The sequence below is a fragment of the Thiocapsa sp. genome, from assembly GCF_011390875.1.
GTDB lineage: Bacteria > Pseudomonadota > Gammaproteobacteria > Chromatiales > Chromatiaceae > Thiocapsa.
This window is the reverse complement of record NZ_JAABRP010000130.1, coordinates 1-14,476: the sequence shown is the minus strand read 5'-3', so window position 1 is coordinate 14,476 and position 14,476 is coordinate 1. Positions and strand designations below refer to the sequence as shown.

General features: G+C 66.3%; 16 protein-coding genes. 8 read left to right on the top strand and 8 right to left on the bottom strand.

Going from position 1 to position 14,476, the window contains the following annotated elements:
* The 8 genes from GPT33_RS11825 to ubiG all read right to left on the bottom strand — a co-directional run.
* The coding region (locus GPT33_RS11825; protein WP_296809164.1) for a D-alanyl-D-alanine carboxypeptidase at positions 1-355 on the bottom strand (355 nt) is incomplete at its 3' end.
* Between the two features lie 66 nt (positions 356-421).
* Positions 422-1,171 (bottom strand): dethiobiotin synthase, encoded by a 750-nt coding sequence (gene bioD / locus GPT33_RS11820; RefSeq protein ID WP_296809162.1) that lies wholly within the window; start codon positions 1,169-1,171, stop codon positions 422-424.
* A gap of 59 nt (positions 1,172-1,230) precedes the next feature.
* Positions 1,231-2,136, bottom strand: coding sequence for a malonyl-ACP O-methyltransferase BioC (gene bioC, locus GPT33_RS11815; RefSeq protein ID WP_296809159.1), 906 nt, complete (start codon positions 2,134-2,136; stop codon positions 1,231-1,233).
* Entirely contained in the window at positions 2,133-2,945 is an 813-nt protein-coding gene (gene bioH / locus GPT33_RS11810) for a pimeloyl-ACP methyl ester esterase BioH (RefSeq protein ID WP_296809157.1), read from the bottom strand. Before bioH ends, bioC begins: the two co-directional genes overlap by 4 nt.
* A 208-nt stretch (positions 2,946-3,153) precedes the next feature.
* Positions 3,154-4,317, bottom strand: coding sequence for an 8-amino-7-oxononanoate synthase (bioF, locus tag GPT33_RS11805; protein WP_296809154.1), 1,164 nt, complete (start codon positions 4,315-4,317; stop codon positions 3,154-3,156).
* 34 nt (positions 4,318-4,351) lie between these two features.
* Positions 4,352-5,101, bottom strand: coding sequence for an SDR family NAD(P)-dependent oxidoreductase (locus tag GPT33_RS11800; protein WP_296809170.1), 750 nt, complete (start codon positions 5,099-5,101; stop codon positions 4,352-4,354).
* Positions 5,102-5,257: 156 nt separating this feature from the next.
* Positions 5,258-6,112 carry a squalene/phytoene synthase family protein gene (locus GPT33_RS11795; RefSeq protein ID WP_296809151.1) on the bottom strand — a complete coding sequence of 285 codons (855 nt, stop codon included), beginning with the start codon at positions 6,110-6,112 and terminating at the stop codon, positions 5,258-5,260.
* 10 nt (positions 6,113-6,122) lie between these two features.
* On the bottom strand, positions 6,123-6,842 hold the full coding sequence (gene ubiG / locus GPT33_RS11790) for a bifunctional 2-polyprenyl-6-hydroxyphenol methylase/3-demethylubiquinol 3-O-methyltransferase UbiG (RefSeq protein ID WP_296809148.1): 720 nt from the start codon (positions 6,840-6,842) through the stop codon (positions 6,123-6,125).
* A 275-nt stretch (positions 6,843-7,117) separates the two neighbouring features.
* Here ubiG and glyA point away from each other — a divergent pair, with 275 nt between their 5' ends.
* The 8 genes from glyA to thiL all read left to right on the top strand — a co-directional run bounded on the left by glyA (position 7,118) and on the right by thiL (position 14,455).
* Positions 7,118-8,374 carry a serine hydroxymethyltransferase gene (glyA, locus tag GPT33_RS11785; RefSeq protein ID WP_296809144.1) on the top strand — a complete coding sequence of 419 codons (1,257 nt, stop codon included), beginning with the start codon at positions 7,118-7,120 and terminating at the stop codon, positions 8,372-8,374.
* Positions 8,375-8,887: a transcriptional regulator NrdR gene (gene nrdR / locus GPT33_RS11780; protein WP_296809140.1), complete on the top strand. Its 513-nt coding sequence runs from the start codon at positions 8,375-8,377 to the stop codon at positions 8,885-8,887.
* Positions 8,884-10,065: a bifunctional diaminohydroxyphosphoribosylaminopyrimidine deaminase/5-amino-6-(5-phosphoribosylamino)uracil reductase RibD gene (gene ribD, locus GPT33_RS11775; RefSeq protein ID WP_363929307.1), complete on the top strand. Its 1,182-nt coding sequence runs from the start codon at positions 8,884-8,886 to the stop codon at positions 10,063-10,065. Before nrdR ends, ribD begins: the two co-directional genes overlap by 4 nt.
* A gap of 35 nt (positions 10,066-10,100) precedes the next feature.
* Positions 10,101-10,778 (top strand): riboflavin synthase, encoded by a 678-nt coding sequence (locus tag GPT33_RS11770; RefSeq protein WP_296809138.1) that lies wholly within the window; start codon positions 10,101-10,103, stop codon positions 10,776-10,778.
* Between the two features lie 294 nt (positions 10,779-11,072).
* Positions 11,073-12,218, top strand: coding sequence for a bifunctional 3,4-dihydroxy-2-butanone-4-phosphate synthase/GTP cyclohydrolase II (ribBA, locus tag GPT33_RS11765; protein ID WP_296809136.1), 1,146 nt, complete (start codon positions 11,073-11,075; stop codon positions 12,216-12,218).
* Positions 12,219-12,397: 179 nt separating this feature from the next.
* Positions 12,398-12,868, top strand: a complete 471-nt coding sequence (ribE, locus tag GPT33_RS11760; RefSeq protein ID WP_296809134.1) for a 6,7-dimethyl-8-ribityllumazine synthase — start codon at positions 12,398-12,400, stop codon at positions 12,866-12,868.
* On the top strand, positions 12,868-13,365 hold the full coding sequence (gene nusB / locus GPT33_RS11755; protein ID WP_296809132.1) for a transcription antitermination factor NusB: 498 nt from the start codon (positions 12,868-12,870) through the stop codon (positions 13,363-13,365). Before ribE ends, nusB begins: the two co-directional genes overlap by 1 nt.
* 115 nt (positions 13,366-13,480) lie before the next feature.
* Entirely contained in the window at positions 13,481-14,455 is a 975-nt protein-coding gene (gene thiL, locus GPT33_RS11750) for a thiamine-phosphate kinase (protein ID WP_296809130.1), read from the top strand.
* Positions 14,456-14,476: the final 21 nt, after the last annotated feature.

Here is a 14,476-nt window from a genome sequence, read left to right as displayed (position 1 = left end):
GATAGGGGTCGGCATAACCTCTGACCCACAGCCAGCCTGCGTCGTCGCTGTAGAAGTCGGTCTCGAAGTGATGGTTGCGTCCCCAGGTCTCGAGCGCGGCGAACGCGGTCAGGACCTTCATGGTCGACGCCGGGATGCGCGGTGTCTCGGCGCGGGTCGCGATGAGATCACGGCCGTTCTCCTGAACAAGCAGGCTTGCCTGCGGAAGGGCCCGGACTTGGGCCACCGGGTCCGCGAGCGCCGCCGGAGCGGTCAGGACGGCGGCGAGCAAGAGCGTGAGCCTAAGCGTGTCCAGGACAAGGGTCTTCGACGGGGGGCGAGTGCGGCTCTGAGACGGCATCGAAAGGGCGATCATTCCGGATCCAATGTTGTTGAGAAGGACGCAATGTATGGAAGCCCAAGAATAGCGGACAACGCTCGGCTATGCGCGTCCCTTTCCGGTCCGCGCCTCTGTCCGAGTCTGCGTCGTGGCGAGCTTGGCGGCATGTTTCGGCTGTAGATCGATCAACTCGGGATGGAGGTATGCGGACAGCTCGCTCGGGGTCGGTTCTTCGAGCCAGGGCAGGACGCCCAGACAGGGCGCGTCGAACAGGGCCGCGAGGGTGGCGAGATTGGCGTCGCGCGACAGCATTGTCGGGTCGACCTGATTGGCGACCCAGCCGACCAGGACGCCACCCGTGCTCTGAATACTCTCGACCGTCAGCAACGCATGGTTGATGCAGCCGAGCTTCAAACCGACCACCAGGATGACCGGCAGCCCGAGCGCCTTGGGGATGTCGCTGACGAAGAGCTTCGGCCCCAAGGGCACGCGCCAGCCGCCGACGCCCTCGACGATGACTTGATCGGTCTCCCCGGCGAGTGTTCGATAGGCATGCTCGATGGTGGGAAGACGGATCTCGACGCCGGCCTCTCCGGCGGCGATGTGCGGCGCGATCGGAGGTGCGAAGGCGTAAGGATTGACCAGGCTGTATGGCGCCTCTGAGCTGCCCTGCGCGCGCAGGCGCACGGCGTCGTCGTTGCGCAACCCGTCGCGGCCACGCGCACAACCGGAGGCGACCGGCTTCATCCCGAGTACGCTCGCACCCGTCGCCTGCAACGCGGCCATCAGTCCGAGACTGATCTCGGTCTTGCCGCAGCCGGTATCCGTTCCTGTTACGAAGAGCCCGTGCATGGCGATGCGATTCTCCCGTAAACCGCGCCCAGCGCGGTATGCGATGATTGTGGATGGGGTCAGCCCCCGATCTCGACGGCGCGATCCGCGGGCGAGGTCGCGCGGTTGCGGCGTCCGATGGCGCTTACGGGGACGGCGATGCCGCCCTGCGCGGGTTTTTGCTCCGGCACCCAGGCCTGCCCGTAGACAACCTCGTAGCTGGCCGGGAGTCGGCCGTCGCTGCGGTGGTTCTCGTAGGCTGCGTCCAAGGCGGCGAGGCGGGCGCGACCGGTCAGACCACGCGGGCGATCGGCGGTCGCGTTGCCCGCACCCAGGATCTTGAGGTCGTTCATCAGGTCGCGCACGGCAGGGTAGGTCAGGGTCATCCTCTCGGTGTCCATGACCGGGTCTGCGAAGCGGGCGCGCACCAAGGCATCCCCGACGTCGTGCATGTCGAGGAAGGGGCTCACATGCGAGGCACCGTCGACCCTCGCCCAGGCCTGGCGCAGCTCCTTCAAGGTGTCGGGTCCGAAGGTGGTGAACATCAGGAGTCCGCCCGGACGCAGGACACGCAGGCACTCGGCAAAGGTTCGATCCAGACCGTTGCACCATTGAAATGTGGCATTCGAGACGATCAGATCGACCGCGCCGTCGGCAAGCGGCAGCGATTCGGCATCCGCACAGAGGCACAGCGGGCGCCTGAGCCACCGACCACGCCGACGCGCCTGCAACAGCATGCCGTGTGCGAAGTCCAGTGCGATGACCCGCGCCTTGCGGTAGCGGCGGTGCAGCGCATCGACGGCATACCCCGTGCCGGCCCCGAGATCGAGCACGCGCTCCGGTTCGAGGCGCACATAATCAAGGCGTTCCAGCAGCCGGTCGGCGATCTCGCGCTGGAGCACGGCGACGCTATCGTAGCGCTCGGCGGCCAGCTCGAAATTCCGCCGGGCCCGACCCTTGTCGATCCTGTCGTCGATCGGATTCATGGCGTGGCCCGAACCTCGCTCGGAATTGACCCGGGATCTTCGATGCGAGCCAGGAAGCTCCGAACGATCACGCGGGTTTGATCCGGGTGCGAGAGATGCGGTGCGTGTGCGCCACCCTGAACGACGGCGGTGAGTGCACCCGGCATCAGGATCTCGATGCGCTCGGCCACGGCAGGGGGTACGAGGGTGTCATGGGTACCGAAGATCCAAAGCGTCGGACAGCGGATGTCGGGGAGCCGGCCGCGCATGTCTTCGTCGCGCAGGATGTCCAGACCGATCGAGAGTGCATCCGAATCCGGCTGCGGCCGCTCGGCGATACGCCGGCGCAGCCCCCGCAGGGTCTCGCGCGCGTCGTCGCTGCCGCGCACCTGGAGTGCGAGGAAGCGTGCGAGTGTCTCGGCGGGATCGGCGAGCAAACCGGCATGGAACTGGTCGAGCGTCTCGGGCAGCATGGCCGGCATCCAGTCCGCCGCACGCACGAAACGCGGGGTGCCGGTCATCAGAATCAAGCCTTCGACGCGCTTTGGCGAACGCACCGCGGCCGCCAAGGCGACCAGTGCGCCGAGAGACCAGCCGAGCCAGATCGCGCGCTCCGGGGCCGCCTTCAGACAGGCATCGGCCCAGGACCAGAGGTCGGCGAGTCGCGGCGAGAAGGGGCGATCGCCATGGCCGGGCAGGTCGATGGGGCAGGGGATGACGCCGGGCGGCAGATCGTCGGCGAGAGGCTCCCAGACGGCGCTGTTCATCCCCCATCCATGGAGCAGAACCAGGTGGCGGTCGGTGTGGTTTGCGTGTATCGGGTCGGGCATTCTGTGTCGCGTCGTCAGTGGTGAACACGTCGGTCGGGTTAGGCCCGCGTGGCGCGGCGTTCGATCTTAACGCAATACGTCGATGGTGGCCGTAACCCGACGCCTGCGAGCCAACGCGCCGAGTGTCGGATGACGCCGGGCTAATCCGACCAACGGCTTCGGACCTCCCGGTGATTGCGCCTTTTCGGGTCCCGCGATCGTTCCCGGGTTAGTCGCTTGGCGCGATGGGTCGCAGGGCACCGAGCGCGTCGAGCAGGCGGTCCACCATGGTCTCGGTGTGGGCGGCCGACAGACAAACCCGCAGGCGCGCCCTACCCTCCGGGACGGTGGGCGGGCGGATCGCACCGACGAGAATCCCTCGAGATTCCAAAGCGGCGGCCCAGGCCAGCGCCTGATGACTGCTCCCCGTGATCAGCGGCTGGATGGGCGTCGGCGATTCGGACAACGGCAGATCGAGCTGGTTCGCACCCTCCCGGAACCGGGCGATCAGGGCCTGCAGGTGCTCGCGTCGCCAGTCTTCGCGACGGGCGAGGGCGAGGCTCGTGCGTGTCGCCTCGGCAAGGGCCGGCGGTGTTGCCGTGGTGTAGATGTAGCTTCGCGCACGCTGGATCAGCGTCTCGATCAGGGCATCCGAGCCGGCCACGAAGGCGCCGAAGGTGCCGAACGCCTTGCCCAGGGTGCCCATCAGGATCGGCACATCCTCGGCGTCGAGCCCGAAATGATCCAGTGTCCCGCGCCCCTCGCGCCCGAGCACCCCGAGCCCGTGGGCATCGTCGACTAGGAGCCAGGCGCCCGAGCGGCGTGCGATCAGCGCGAGTGCAGGCAAGGGGGCGATGTCCCCGTCCATGCTGAAGACGCCGTCGCTGGCAATCATGCCCGCGTCTCGGTCGGCGATCAGGCGGGCGAGCTCGGCGGTATCGGCGTGCGGATAACGCCGCAGCGTCGCACGGGAGAGGAGGGCGCCGTCGAGCAGCGAGGCGTGGTTGAGCCGGTCCTGCCAGAGTGTGTCGCCGCGGCCGGTCAGCGCCGAGATGATACCCAGGTTCGCCATATAGCCGGTCGAGAATAGGAGCGCACGGGGTCGACCGGTGAAGTCGGCCAGCTCCTCCTCCAAGGCATGATGGGCGGCGCTGTGTCCGTTCACCAGGTGGGCGGCACCGCTGCCGACGCCCCAACGCTCGGCCCCGTGTCGCAGTGCCGCGATCACCGCGGGGTGATTGGCGAGCCCCAGGTAGTCGTTGCTGCAGAAGCTCAGCATGGGGCGGCCGTCCACGATGGCCTCCGGTTGCTGCGGGCGCTCCTGCACGCGGCGGCGCCGATAGAGCCCGTCGGCCCGCAGGCGATCGAGCGCTTGGTCGAGGGCAGGGATCATGGCGCACGCATCGCCTGCGTTCCGGCTCGGGCGATCAAACCGAGTCTTGCGCCTGAAGCGCCGCGCCGTTGGTGCCCCGTCCGGCCGGCCCAAGCAGGCGGACATAGATCCCCGCTACCGTCTCGGGCAAGGGGTTGTTCAGGGCGTTCTCGCCCGGATAGAGGCGGGCGCGCAAAGCGGTCCGCACCACGCCGGGGTCGATGCTGTTGACCCGGATCTTGCCGTTTTCGCGCATCTCGGCAGCCAAAACCTGCATAAGCCCCTCGACACCGAACTTGGCCGCGGCGTACGCGCCCCAGTAGGCCAGTCCCTGGCGACCGACGCGGTCCGAGGTAAAGACCACCGAGGCGTCTTCGGAGGCCCGCAGCAAGGGCATGCAGACCTGCGTCAGGAGAAAGGGCGTGGTGAGATTGATGCGGATCACGCGATCCCATTCGCTCGCGTCATAGTCGTCGATGCGGCTCAGGAATGGCGCGTAGGAGGCGCAATGGGCCAGTCCGTCGAGACGACCGAAGGCGTCGCCGAGGACATTGGCGGCGGCGAGGCAGTCGTCCTCGGTCGCGGTCTCGGGGTTCAGCGGCAGGATCGCCGGCTCGGACCCGCCGTTGGCTTCGATCTGGTCGTAAACGCCGGTCAGGTCCGACTCGTTGGATTGCGATAGGACGACGGTCGCCCCTGCGGCGGCGCAGGCGAGCGCGACGGCGCGTCCGATCCCCTCGGCGGCGCCTGTCACCAAGATGACGCGTCCGTCCAGTCGATCGGCGTCGGATTGTCCTTGGTCCATTGCTTGAAATGCCTCTTGATCGGTTGTCATGATGCGGAATTATCGCCGCGATCGCGCGCAGCGGCATTGAGGATTAAACCGCGCCCGGTGCGGTATGCGAGGTTTTTGGATGGGATCGGCCCCGGCAGACTTGATCGCCGCTGGATCCTGCGCGGTTTAAACAAGTGATTCACGCCGACTCTCGCGCCAGGCGTTCCACAGCTTGCGGATCGGGGTCAGGGCGATCCGATGGTCGGCGACCTCGAAGTCGCTGTCCGCGATCTCGGCGAGAAGTCGATCCGCGAGCCGGACGCGGATCCGCACGACGGCGGGCAGCCGGAGAAGGTCATGGCTCAGGCTGGCGCGATGGCGATTCAGATCCTCGGCGAGATCGGCGAGCAGCGCGGCCAAGTGCTTACGGATCTCGGTTGGCCGCCGATCGGCATGAATCACGCCGTGACGACTCAGTCGATCTTCGGGCAAGAAGCCGCATCTGTCTTGCCGCAGCAGACGACCGCTGTCCCGGAGGAGCAAGACCATGCCGCAATAGCTCCCGGCGCGGCGGGCCGCAGCGAAGCCGGCCGGTGTGGTCTCGCCGTGGGTGCGGGCGATCAGCTCGAAGAGCGCGCCGAGATCCAGGTCGGCCAAGGCCGCCAGTGCGGCGACGTCCCGGGCGTGCCGATCGGCCAGGATTGCTTCCGTACCCAGGATGATGTCGATGAAGGGTTGTCGCGGCAGCTCGGCCCGCGCGATCAGCCGACCGAGCGGCACCCCCAGCGGATGCCGACCCGTGCCGGCGAAGATGCGCTCGAGCTCGTCGTTCCACCAGCCGAGCTTGCGTGCCGCGACACCCCGGTCCGAAACCTCATCGACGACCGATCGCACCAGGTGACGCCAGCCGAGCAGCGCGGCCAGATCATCGCGTAGCCCGAGCGGTGCAAAGCGCACGCCGTAGTAGGCGGACGAGCCGGGCGGGGTCGCGGGATTCGGGAAGGCCCACTCGTTCGCGGCCTGCGAGCCCTGCATCAGCATGAGCCCCGCATCAATCTGAATCGCGCACGCAGGTCACGAGGTAGTTGACGTCGAGATCATTCGGATTCAGGCGGTAGGTTTGGGTCAGCGGGTTGTAGGTCATGCCTGTCATGTCGGTGGTGCGCAGATCGGTCGGGCGGATCCAGGCGTGCAGCTCGGAGGGGCGAATGAAGCGGGCGTAGTCGTGCGTGCCTTTAGGTAGAAGTCCCATCACATACTCGGCGCCGAGGATGGCGAAGAGATAGGACTTGGGATTGCGGTTGAGCGTCGAGAAGACCACCGTCCCGCCCGGACGAACCAGACGCGCACAGGCATCGACGATCGAGGCCGGGCTTGGCACGTGCTCGAGCATCTCCATGCAGGTGACCAGATCGAAGCTGTCCGGCTGCTCCGCCGCGAGCACCTCGACCGGAACAAGCCGATAGTTGACCTCCGCGCCGCTCTCGAGGGTGTGCAGCTCGGCGACACGCAACGGCATGGCGCCCATATCGATCCCGGTCACCTCGGCACCGCGCAGCGCCATGGACTCGGAGAGGATGCCGCCGCCGCAACCCACATCCAGGACGCGCTTGCCGGCCAGCCCGCCCGCAGCGCGCTCGATATAGTCCAAGCGCAGCGGATTGATCTCGTGCAGCGCCTTGAACTCGCTGTGCGGATCCCACCAGCGCGAGGCCAGCTCCTCGAACTTGCTGATCTCGGCGTGATCGACGTTGTGGATGGTTTCGGTCATCGTCTGCGGCCCCGGCGGTGTTCTATCGACCTGTCCATGATGGCCATGTCGGTGTGATCGGGCCGCAATTCTACACCGCAAAGCGCCTGCGTCGATCGGTCTGGGTTTCGGCGTTCTCGCTCTGAGCGAGACCGATTCCGTTCGAAACCGACCGTCCGCGGGATTGCCAATCCCCATCTCCTCCCTCACCTCTTCGGAGTTCCGCGACCCAGTTAGCGACGCAAGCCCGAAAAATCGATACACTGTGCGGCTTTGCGCCGCCGGGGGAATGAACGATGTTCGAGAAAAGCATGCAGATCAGCGACTATGATCCTGAACTCTGGAGTGCAATCCAGAACGAAGAGCGTCGCCAAGAGGAGCACGTCGAGCTCATCGCCTCCGAGAACTACGCCAGTCCACGCGTCTTGGCGGCTCAAGGCAGCGTTCTGACCAACAAATATGCCGAGGGTTACCCCGGCAAGCGCTATTACGGCGGCTGCGAGTACGTGGATGTGGCCGAGAGCCTCGCCATCGAGCGCGCCAAGCAGCTGTTCGGCGCCGACTATGCCAACGTACAGCCGCATTCCGGCTCCCAGGCCAACGCCGCGGTCTTCATGGCCTTGTGCGAGCCCGGCGACACGGTGCTCGGCATGAGCCTGGCGCACGGCGGTCACCTCACCCACGGTGCCAAGCCGAACTTCTCGGGCAAGATCTACAACGCCGTCCAGTACGGACTCGATGCCAGGACCGGCGAGATCGACTACGCCGAGGTCGAGCGTCTGGCCAACGAGCATCGCCCGAAGATGATCATCGCCGGCTTCTCGGCTTACTCGCGAATTGTCGATTGGGCGCGCTTCCGGACGATCGCCGATGCCGTCGGTGCCTATCTGATGGTCGACATGGCGCATGTTGCCGGTCTGATCGCCGCAGGCGTCTACCCGAGCCCGGTGCAGTTCGCCGACGTCACCACGACGACCACCCATAAGACACTGCGTGGTCCGCGCGGCGGCCTGATCCTAGCCAAGGCCAACCCCGAGCTTGAGAAGAGATTCAACTCGCTGGTCTTCCCCGGCATCCAGGGCGGCCCCCTGATGCACGTGATCGCCGCCAAGGCGGTGGCCTTTAAGGAGGCGTTGGAGCCCGGCTTCAAGGTCTACCAGCAGCAGGTTCTGCTCAATGCCCAGACGATGGCCGAGGTGTTTTTCTCGCGCGGCTACGACGTGGTCTCAGGCGGGACAAACGATCATCTCTTTCTGGTCAGCTTCATCGAGCAGGGTCTGACCGGCAAGGACGTCGACGCCTGGTTGGGTGCCGCCAACATCACGGTCAACAAGAACGCCGTGCCCAACGATCCGCAATCGCCCTTCGTCACCAGCGGCATCCGTGTCGGCACGCCCGCGATCACCACGCGCGGCTTCGGGACCGACGAGGCGCGCGATCTCGCCGGCTGGATGTGCGATCTGATCGATGCGCGCGGCGATCAAGCCACTATCGACGCGGTCAAGACCAAGGTGCTGGCGCTCTGCAAACGCTTTCCCGTCTACGAGCGTTGAATGCGCTGCCCCTTCTGTGGCGCCCAGGACACCAAGGTGGTGGACTCGCGTCTTTCCGGTGAGGGCGACCAGGTGCGGCGGCGGCGCAAGTGCGTCGTCTGTCACGAGCGCTTCACGACCTTCGAGACGGCGGAGCTGAATCTGCCGCGGGTCGTGAAACGCGACGGCAGCCGTGCGCCCTTCGACGGGCGCAAGCTGCGCTCCGGAATGATGCGCGCGCTCGAGAAGCGGGCGGTCAGCACGGATCAGATCGACGGCGCCATGTGGCGCATCCAGCGCAAACTGATGTCGAGCGGAGAGAGCGAGGTCCCGGCCCTCCGGATCGGCGAGCTGGTCATGGAGGAACTGCGTCAGCTCGATCAGGTGGCTTACGTGCGCTTCGCCTCGGTGTATCGCAAGTTCGAGGACGTCGCCGCCTTCCGCGAGGAGATCGAGCGGCTCGAGCAGCAGCCCACGCCCGAGGTTAAGCGTCAGCAGTTGGATCTGCTCCAGGAGTTGGAGCTCAAGCCTTGACGTCGTGGTCCGCGGCCGAGCCCAGCGGCGCGACGCTGCCGCGCGCCGATCATGTTTACATGGCGCGTGCCGTTCAGCTTGCCGAGCTCGGGCGTTTCACGACCGACCCAAACCCACGCGTCGGCTGCGTGATCGTGCGGGATGGTCATATCGTCGGCGAGGGATGGCATCGGCGCGCCGGCGAGCCGCATGCCGAGCGCCACGCCCTCACCGAGGCGGGCGAGCGCGCCCGCGGCGCGACCGCTTATGTGACGCTGGAGCCATGCTGTCATCAAGGCCGCACGCCGCCCTGCACCGACGGTCTGCTGGAGGCCGGTGTCGCACGGGTTGTCTGCGCGATGGTCGATCCGAATCCGCTGGTTGCGGGTCGCGGTTTGCGGCTGCTCACCGAAGCCGGTGTTGCCGTCGAGACCGGCCTGCTCGAGGCCGAGGCGCGCGCGCTCAACCCGGGCTTCATCAAGCGGATGGAACAGGGTCGACCCTATGTCCGGTGCAAGCTCGCGGCGAGCCTCGACGGGCGTACCGCGATGGCGAGCGGGGAAAGTTACTGGATCACGAGCGAGGCGGCGCGCCGCGACGTGCAGCGCCTGCGCGCCGGCAGCTCGGCGATCCTCACCGGGATCGGGACCCTGCTGGCGGATGATCCGAGTCTGAATGTCCGGCTCGGCGCGGAGGATTTGCCCGGGATGTGTCCCGGCGAGACGATTCGCCAGCCGCTACGGGTTGTCCTCGACAGCCGCTGGCGCACGCCGAGGAGTGCTCGCATTCTGACCCTGCCCGGGACGACCCTGATCGTCGGCGCAGTCGACGACCCCGGGCGGATGGCCGAGCTCAAGGGCGCAGGTGCCGAGGTCTATCGCTGTCCCGGTGACTCGGCCCACGTCGATCTCGGTGCACTTCTGAACGAGCTGGGCCAGCGCGAGATCAACGAGGTTCTCCTGGAGACCGGGCCGACCCTCGCCGGTGCCGCCATCTCCGAAGGCTTGGTCGACGAGATCCTGATCTACCTGGCTCCACATCTGATGGGCGATGCAGGACGCGGTCTGTTCACCCTGCCGGGACTCGATCGGATGCGCGATCGCATCCCGCTTGCGATCACCGATGTTCGCGCCGTCGGCCGAGATCTGCGCATTACGGCTCGCCCGGACCCGACTGCCAGCGCCCGCGCACTGGTTTAATCACGCACCTCACCACTCATCACTCCTCACTCATCATGTTCACCGGAATCATCCAATCCATCGGTCGCATCGAACGGCTCGAGGCGCGAGGCGGCGATGTGCGCCTCTCGATCGATGCCGGGAAACTCGATCTTACGCACGCGGCGCTCGGCGACAGCATCGCGGTCAACGGCATCTGCTTGACCGCTGTCGAGCTTCATGCTCACGGCTTTGCTGCGGATGTCTCGCGCGAAACCCTCTCGCTCACGACGCTCGGCACACTCACGCCCGGCAGCCCGGTCAATCTGGAGCCGGCCCTCACCTTGGCGACCCCGCTCGGCGGCCATCTGGTCAGCGGTCATGTCGACGGAGTCGGGCAGATCATCGAGCAGCGCGAGGATGCGCGGTCTTGGCGGCTGCGCATCCAGGCCCCGGGGGAGCTGGCACGCTATATCGCGCCGAAGGGCTCCATCTGCGTGGACGGCACCAGCCTGACGGTCAATCAGGTGGACGGCGCCGTCTTCGAGCTCAATATCGTGCCTCATACGCTCGCGGAGACCATCATCGGCGGCTATCGCAGCGGCACGCGGGTCAACCTCGAGGTGGACCTGATCGCCCGTTATCTCGAGCGCCTGCTGTTGGGCGATGCCGCGGCCGAGAGCGCTCCGGCGAAGCCGGGATTAACCATGGGGTTTCTCGCGCAGCATGGTTTTGCGAGATCCGGCGACGGGTGATCGACATTCGCCGTAGGATGGGTAGAGCGCAGCGAAACCCATCCTCCAAACCGCCGCAGCTCACCGGAGGGGTTGAGCGCACGGAAACCGATCCTCCGGACCACTGCATTTCGGGTCGGCGACACGATGGGGTGGGAGCGGGAAGGATGGGTTTCGTTCTTTTTGTTTGCGGCGTTGGAGTGGGGAGGATGGGTTTCGCTGCGCTCTACCCATCCTACGCTGTTGGATCGTCTAGCGTTTCTCGGTCCCGACTTTGTTAAACTAACGGGCTTTCGTTCGGACGATATTTGAGTCATGGGTAATTCAGGCCTCCACAGTACCGAAGAGATCATCGAAGAGCTCCGTGCGGGGCGGATGGTCGTGATCATGGACGACGAGGATCGCGAGAACGAGGGCGATCTGCTGATGGCGGCCGATCGTGTGACCCCGGAGGCCGTGAATTTCATGGCTAAGTACGGGCGCGGCCTCATCTGCCTGACCCTCAGCAAGGAGCACTGCGAGCGTCTGCGCCTACCCATGATGGTCAGCGATAACCAGGCCGCCCATTCGACCGCCTTCACCGTCTCCATCGAGGCGGCGCGCGGCGTGACGACGGGCATCTCGGCGGCCGATCGGGCGACGACCATCCAGGCTGCGGTCGCGCCGAACGCGCAGCCGAAGGACCTGGTCCAGCCCGGACACATCTTTCCGCTGATGGCCCAACCCGGCGGGGTATTGGTGCGTGCAGGTCATACCGAGGCCGGATGCGACCTGGCCCGACTCGCCGGTTACAGCCCCGCCGCGGTGATCGTCGAGATCCTGAACGAGGATGGCTCGATGGCGCGCCGACCGGATCTCGAAGCCTTTGCCGAGACCCACGGGCTGAAGATCGGCACCATCGCGGACCTCATCCACTATCGGGTTCGCCATGAGAAGGCGGTCCTGCGCGAGTGCGAGTGCGAGCTGCGCACGGATCACGGGACCTTCCGCCTGGTGGCCTACAGGGATAGTATCGACAACGAGATCCATCTCGCCTTGACCCTCGGCGAGATCAGCCCGGAACGCCCGACGCTGGTCCGGGTGCACCTGCAAAATACCCTGTGCGACCTCTTCGGCACGCGTCACAACGCCTGCGGCTGGCCGTTGCAGGACGTGATGCGACAGGTCGCGGCCGAAGGCGAGGGCGTGATCGTGGTGCTGCGCAACCGCGACAGCGCCGCCGACCTGCTGGCGCGTCTGAAGGACTTTCAGCTCCACGACGAGGACGATGTGGTTCCGGCCCGCCGCCAGGATCGCAATGCCCTGCGGACCTATGGGATCGGTGCCCAGATCCTCTCGGATATCGGCGTGCGCAAGATGCGCGTCATGAGTGCGCCCAAGGCGATGCACGCTATTTCGGGCTTCGATCTGGAGGTCGTCGAGTACACCGGCGGGAGGCCGGCGAGCGGTCCAGCGAGCTGAGCCTCGGCGGATGCCGAGACGGAGAGGGCGAACGCAAAGGCGCAGGGGACGCAAAGGATGACGAGGTGGCGATGCAGGATTCGCCGACACCTCGTTGGTAAGAACAGCTTCCGAGACTTCGGTTTGAAACCCTTCGCGCCCTTTGCGCCTTTGCGGTTTGAATCGAGACGAGCCAACCGATGAGCATCAAGACGATCGAGGGCGCCATGCGCGCCGACAATGCGCGCTTCTGCCTGGTAGTGTCGCGCTGGAACAGTTTCGTGGTCGAGGCGCTTGAGAAAGGCGCCATCGACACACTCAAGCGCCACGGTGCAACGGATGAGGCACTGACGATCGTGCGCGTGCCCGGCGCCTTCGAGATGCCGGTGACCATCGAGCGTATCGCCGCCAAGGGCAGCTTCGACGCCATATTGGCGCTGGGTGCCGTCATCCGCGGCGGCACGCCCCACTTTGAATATGTCGCCGGGGAGTGCGTCAAAGGCATGGCTCAGGTCAGCCTCAAATACGCCATCCCGGTCGCCTTCGGCGTCCTGACCGTGGACACCATCGAGCAGGCGATCGAGCGCGCCGGCACCAAGGCCGGCAACAAGGGCGCCGAGGCGGCCATGTCCGCCATCGAGATGGTCGACCTCCTGCGGCAGCTCGATTGATGACGATCAATCCCCGCAGCCAGTCACGCCGCTACGCCGCTTTGGCGCTCTATCAATGGCGGCTGACCGGCGAAGACCCGATGGAGATCAAACGTCATCTCCTCGATGACCCCGAGTGGCTCGATGCCGTCGCCGGCTCGCTCAACGGTGCCGAGGACGACGCCGCCCCGCCCGATGCCAAGGAGCGGTTCAACTTCAACATGGAGCTGTTGGATCAACTGCTCACGGGGGTTCCAATCCACGTCGTCGAGATCGATGCGCAGCTCGACCGCGTCCTCGACCGACCCATCAGCCAGGTCGATCCGGTGGAGCTTGCGATCCTGCGTCTGGGTGCCTTCGAGATCCTCTTCTCCGATTCCATTCCGGATCGTGTCGCCATCAACGAGGCGGTCGAGCTGACCAAGCTGCTCGGCGCCCACGAGGGACACAAGTACGTCAACGGCGTGCTCGACAAGGTTGCGCGCACCCATGCCGCAACGTCGGGTCGGACCATCTAGGCCAGCATGGCGACTCAGGGCGACTCAGGGCGGCAGCCGGACCCGCACGCTCATCCGACGTTGCGCCGAGGCCGGCCGGGCGACGTCGTGCCGACCGGACCTGCGGACACCGTCGATGGTTGAAGGATCGCGATCCGAGTTCGATCTGATCGGGCGTTTCTTCGCCGATCTCGGCCCGCCCCGTGCCGACGTCCTGCTCGGCGTCGGCGACGACTGCGCCTTGCTCGAGGTCCCTGCCGGCCTGAGCCTGGCGGTCAGCATCGACACCCTGGTCGCCGGGATTCACTTCCTTCACGACTGTGATGCCGAGGCCCTCGGACATAAGTCCCTGGCCGTCGGACTGAGCGATCTCGCCGCGATGGGCGCTGCACCGGCCTGGGCGACGCTGGCCTTGACCCTACCGGAGCGCGACGACGACTGGCTCGCTGCGTTCGCCTGCGGCTTCGGCGATTTGGCTCAAACCTACGGGGTGCGTTTGGTGGGCGGCGATACCACGCGCGGTTCCTTGAGCGTGACCGTACAGGTCCATGGTCTGGTGCGTACCGGAACGGCTGTGCGTCGCGACGGCGCTCGTCCCGGCGACATCGTTTGGGTCAGCGGGACGCTGGGCGATGCCGGGCTGGCGCTCCGGCTCATGCGCGAGGGCGGTCCGGTCGATCCGGCATTGCGTGCGCGACTGGAACGCCCGGATCCTCGCGTCGCACTCGGGTCCGCCTTGCGCGGGATCGCCACGGCCATGATCGATCTCTCGGATGGTCTGGCCGGGGACCTCGGTCACATCCTCGCGGCATCCGGTCTCGGGGCCGAGGTCGACCTCACGGCCCTGCCTCTGTCTCCCGCCGTGGCAAGCCGCATCGTATCCGAGGGCGATTGGGCGCTGCCGCTGTCGAGCGGAGACGACTACGAGCTGTGTTTCTGTGTGCCGTCCGAGCATTCAGCGCTGATCGCATCGATGGCGACGGGCCTCGGCTGCGCCCTGACCGCCGTGGGCCGCATTCGTGCGGAGCCCGGGTTGATCCTGAGGGGGCCAAACGGTACCCCGACGCGCTTATCGAGTGCCGGTTATGACCACTTCTCGAACAACACCTGACGGCATGCCCCGAAGCAGCTT

What these genes read in the sequence shown, in the direction of transcription:
- bioD (WP_296809162.1), bottom strand. Translation starts at nt 1,171, where the DNA reads ATGCACGGGCTCTTCGTAACAGGAACGGATACCGGCTGCGGCAAGACC.
- bioC (WP_296809159.1), bottom strand. Translation starts at nt 2,136, where the DNA reads ATGAATCCGATCGACGACAGGATCGACAAGGGTCGGGCCCGGCGGAAT.
- bioH (WP_296809157.1), bottom strand. Translation starts at nt 2,945, where the DNA reads ATGCCCGACCCGATACACGCAAACCACACCGACCGCCACCTGGTTCTG.
- bioF (WP_296809154.1), bottom strand. Translation starts at nt 4,317, where the DNA reads ATGATCCCTGCCCTCGACCAAGCGCTCGATCGCCTGCGGGCCGACGGG.
- GPT33_RS11800 (WP_296809170.1), bottom strand. Translation starts at nt 5,101, where the DNA reads ATGGACCAAGGACAATCCGACGCCGATCGACTGGACGGACGCGTCATC.
- GPT33_RS11795 (WP_296809151.1), bottom strand. Translation starts at nt 6,112, where the DNA reads ATGCTGATGCAGGGCTCGCAGGCCGCGAACGAGTGGGCCTTCCCGAAT.
- ubiG (WP_296809148.1), bottom strand. Translation starts at nt 6,842, where the DNA reads ATGACCGAAACCATCCACAACGTCGATCACGCCGAGATCAGCAAGTTC.
- glyA (WP_296809144.1), top strand. Translation starts at nt 7,118, where the DNA reads ATGTTCGAGAAAAGCATGCAGATCAGCGACTATGATCCTGAACTCTGG.
- nrdR (WP_296809140.1), top strand. Translation starts at nt 8,375, where the DNA reads ATGCGCTGCCCCTTCTGTGGCGCCCAGGACACCAAGGTGGTGGACTCG.
- GPT33_RS11770 (WP_296809138.1), top strand. Translation starts at nt 10,101, where the DNA reads ATGTTCACCGGAATCATCCAATCCATCGGTCGCATCGAACGGCTCGAG.
- ribBA (WP_296809136.1), top strand. Translation starts at nt 11,073, where the DNA reads ATGGGTAATTCAGGCCTCCACAGTACCGAAGAGATCATCGAAGAGCTC.
- ribE (WP_296809134.1), top strand. Translation starts at nt 12,398, where the DNA reads ATGAGCATCAAGACGATCGAGGGCGCCATGCGCGCCGACAATGCGCGC.
- nusB (WP_296809132.1), top strand. Translation starts at nt 12,868, where the DNA reads ATGACGATCAATCCCCGCAGCCAGTCACGCCGCTACGCCGCTTTGGCG.
- thiL (WP_296809130.1), top strand. Translation starts at nt 13,481, where the DNA reads ATGGTTGAAGGATCGCGATCCGAGTTCGATCTGATCGGGCGTTTCTTC.